Annotated in this window: 2 tRNA genes and 2 rRNA genes; all 4 read left to right on the top strand. The window is 52.2% G+C overall.

Annotation, left to right across the window (positions count from 1 at the left end):
- The first annotated feature begins 291 nt into the window (after positions 1 to 291).
- Positions 292 to 1823, top strand: a 16S ribosomal RNA gene (locus BVER_RS28470).
- Between the two features lie 64 nt (positions 1824 to 1887).
- Positions 1888 to 1964 (top strand) — tRNA-Ile (locus BVER_RS28465).
- Between the two features lie 48 nt (positions 1965 to 2012).
- A tRNA-Ala gene (locus BVER_RS28460) sits at positions 2013 to 2088 on the top strand.
- 294 nt (positions 2089 to 2382) lie between these two features.
- Positions 2383 to 2898: ribosomal RNA gene (locus BVER_RS28455) — 23S ribosomal RNA — on the top strand; the annotation flags it as partial.

Below are 2898 nucleotides of genomic sequence, written 5' to 3'. Positions count from 1 at the left end.
TTCACAATTTCATCTCTCTGCTGCTGATGCAGCGACGCAAGACGGAAGGGCGGTGGTAGTAGCAAGTCACCGCGCTTCAGTTTGCGATGTGCTCTTTAAAAACTAACAGCCGATAAGTGTGGGCGCTTGATTTCTGGTGCGATCGGTTCTTCGGAATCGGTATGGCAAAAGGTATCAAGAGTCTCACACGAAGTAATTGAAGGAAGGTTTTTGTCTTAAGACATTAATCATCGTCAGTACGTTGAGTGAGCGACCGGTTGGTAACACAACCGAAAAACAGTAACAGGTATTGAACTGAAGAGTTTGATCCTGGCTCAGATTGAACGCTGGCGGCATGCCTTACACATGCAAGTCGAACGGCAGCACGGGGGCAACCCTGGTGGCGAGTGGCGAACGGGTGAGTAATACATCGGAACGTGTCCTGTAGTGGGGGATAGCCCGGCGAAAGCCGGATTAATACCGCATACGACCTAAGGGAGAAAGCGGGGGATCTTCGGACCTCGCGCTATAGGGGCGGCCGATGGCAGATTAGCTAGTTGGTGGGGTAAAGGCCTACCAAGGCGACGATCTGTAGCTGGTCTGAGAGGACGACCAGCCACACTGGGACTGAGACACGGCCCAGACTCCTACGGGAGGCAGCAGTGGGGAATTTTGGACAATGGGCGCAAGCCTGATCCAGCAATGCCGCGTGTGTGAAGAAGGCCTTCGGGTTGTAAAGCACTTTTGTCCGGAAAGAAAACTTCGTCCCTAATATGGATGGAGGATGACGGTACCGGAAGAATAAGCACCGGCTAACTACGTGCCAGCAGCCGCGGTAATACGTAGGGTGCGAGCGTTAATCGGAATTACTGGGCGTAAAGCGTGCGCAGGCGGTTTGTTAAGATCGATGTGAAATCCCCGGGCTTAACCTGGGAACTGCATTGGTGACTGGCAGGCTTTGAGTATGGCAGAGGGGGGTAGAATTCCACGTGTAGCAGTGAAATGCGTAGAGATGTGGAGGAATACCGATGGCGAAGGCAGCCCCCTGGGCCAATACTGACGCTCATGCACGAAAGCGTGGGGAGCAAACAGGATTAGATACCCTGGTAGTCCACGCCCTAAACGATGTCAACTAGTTGTTGGGGATTCATTTCCTTAGTAACGTAGCTAACGCGTGAAGTTGACCGCCTGGGGAGTACGGTCGCAAGATTAAAACTCAAAGGAATTGACGGGGACCCGCACAAGCGGTGGATGATGTGGATTAATTCGATGCAACGCGAAAAACCTTACCTACCCTTGACATGGTCGGAACCCTGCTGAAAGGTGGGGGTGCTCGAAAGAGAACCGGCGCACAGGTGCTGCATGGCTGTCGTCAGCTCGTGTCGTGAGATGTTGGGTTAAGTCCCGCAACGAGCGCAACCCTTGTCCTTAGTTGCTACGCAAGAGCACTCTAAGGAGACTGCCGGTGACAAACCGGAGGAAGGTGGGGATGACGTCAAGTCCTCATGGCCCTTATGGGTAGGGCTTCACACGTCATACAATGGTCGGAACAGAGGGTTGCCAAGCCGCGAGGTGGAGCCAATCCCAGAAAACCGATCGTAGTCCGGATCGCAGTCTGCAACTCGACTGCGTGAAGCTGGAATCGCTAGTAATCGCGGATCAGCATGCCGCGGTGAATACGTTCCCGGGTCTTGTACACACCGCCCGTCACACCATGGGAGTGGGTTTCACCAGAAGTAGGTAGCCTAACCGCAAGGAGGGCGCTTACCACGGTGGGATTCATGACTGGGGTGAAGTCGTAACAAGGTAGCCGTATCGGAAGGTGCGGCTGGATCACCTCCTTTCCCGAGCTTCGCACGAAAAGAGTTAAGCGCTCACGCTTATCGGCTGTTGTTTAAGACAGGCTTTGGGTCTGTAGCTCAGTCGGTTAGAGCACCGTCTTGATAAGGCGGGGGTCGTTGGTTCGAATCCAACCAGACCCACCACGGTCAAGATGAGTTCAGTCGTGTGACTGGGACAGACTCAAGAGACTTGGGGGATTAGCTCAGCTGGGAGAGCACCTGCTTTGCAAGCAGGGGGTCGTCGGTTCGATCCCGTCATCCTCCACCAATCCTCAATGCTTAGGGTTTCGCTAGGAAAGAAAAAAGCGAAGCATTAAGCATTGGCGATTGAAGCCAGTTGATGCTGTAGGTATTGCAAGACACCTATCGGCTAAACGTTCTTTAACAATCTGGAAGAAGTAGTAAAGAGAATCTTAGAAAGCACTTAGAGATGGGTGTGAGTAGAAGATTCAGGGTAGTGATTGTATCAAGTATGAAAAGGTAATCGAAAGATTGCTTTGGAATACGGCACAACGCGAATACTCAGCCTGTAATGGGGTGTTGAGAGACACACTCGTTATAGGGTCAAGCGAACAAGTGCATGTGGTGGATGCCTTGGCGATCACAGGCGATGAAGGACGCGGTAGCCTGCGAAAAGCGGAGGGGAGCTGGCAAACGAGCTTTGATCCTCCGATATCCGAATGGGGAAACCCACTCCTAATGGAGTACCCTTGACTGAATACATAGGTCATGTGGAGCGAACGCGGTGAACTGAAACATCTAAGTAACCGCAGGAAAAGAAATCAACCGAGATTCCCAAAGTAGTGGCGAGCGAAATGGGATCAGCCTGTACTCTTTATTTTTATTGTTAGCTGAACGCTCTGGAAAGTGCGGCCATAGCAGGTGATAGCCCTGTAAGCGAAAACAGTAGAAAAGAACTAGGTGTACGACAAGTAGGGCGGGACACGTGAAATCCTGTCTGAAGATGGGGGGACCATCCTCCAAGGCTAAATACTCGTGATCGACCGATAGTGAACCAGTACCGTGAGGGAAAGGCGAAAAGAACCCCGGGAGGGGAGTGAAATAGATCCTGAAACCG

This window comes from Candidatus Burkholderia verschuerenii (genome assembly GCF_001189365.1).
GTDB lineage: Bacteria > Pseudomonadota > Gammaproteobacteria > Burkholderiales > Burkholderiaceae > Caballeronia > Caballeronia verschuerenii.
The sequence above is the reverse complement of the archived record's forward strand: the minus strand, read 5'-3'. Positions and strand labels throughout refer to the sequence as shown.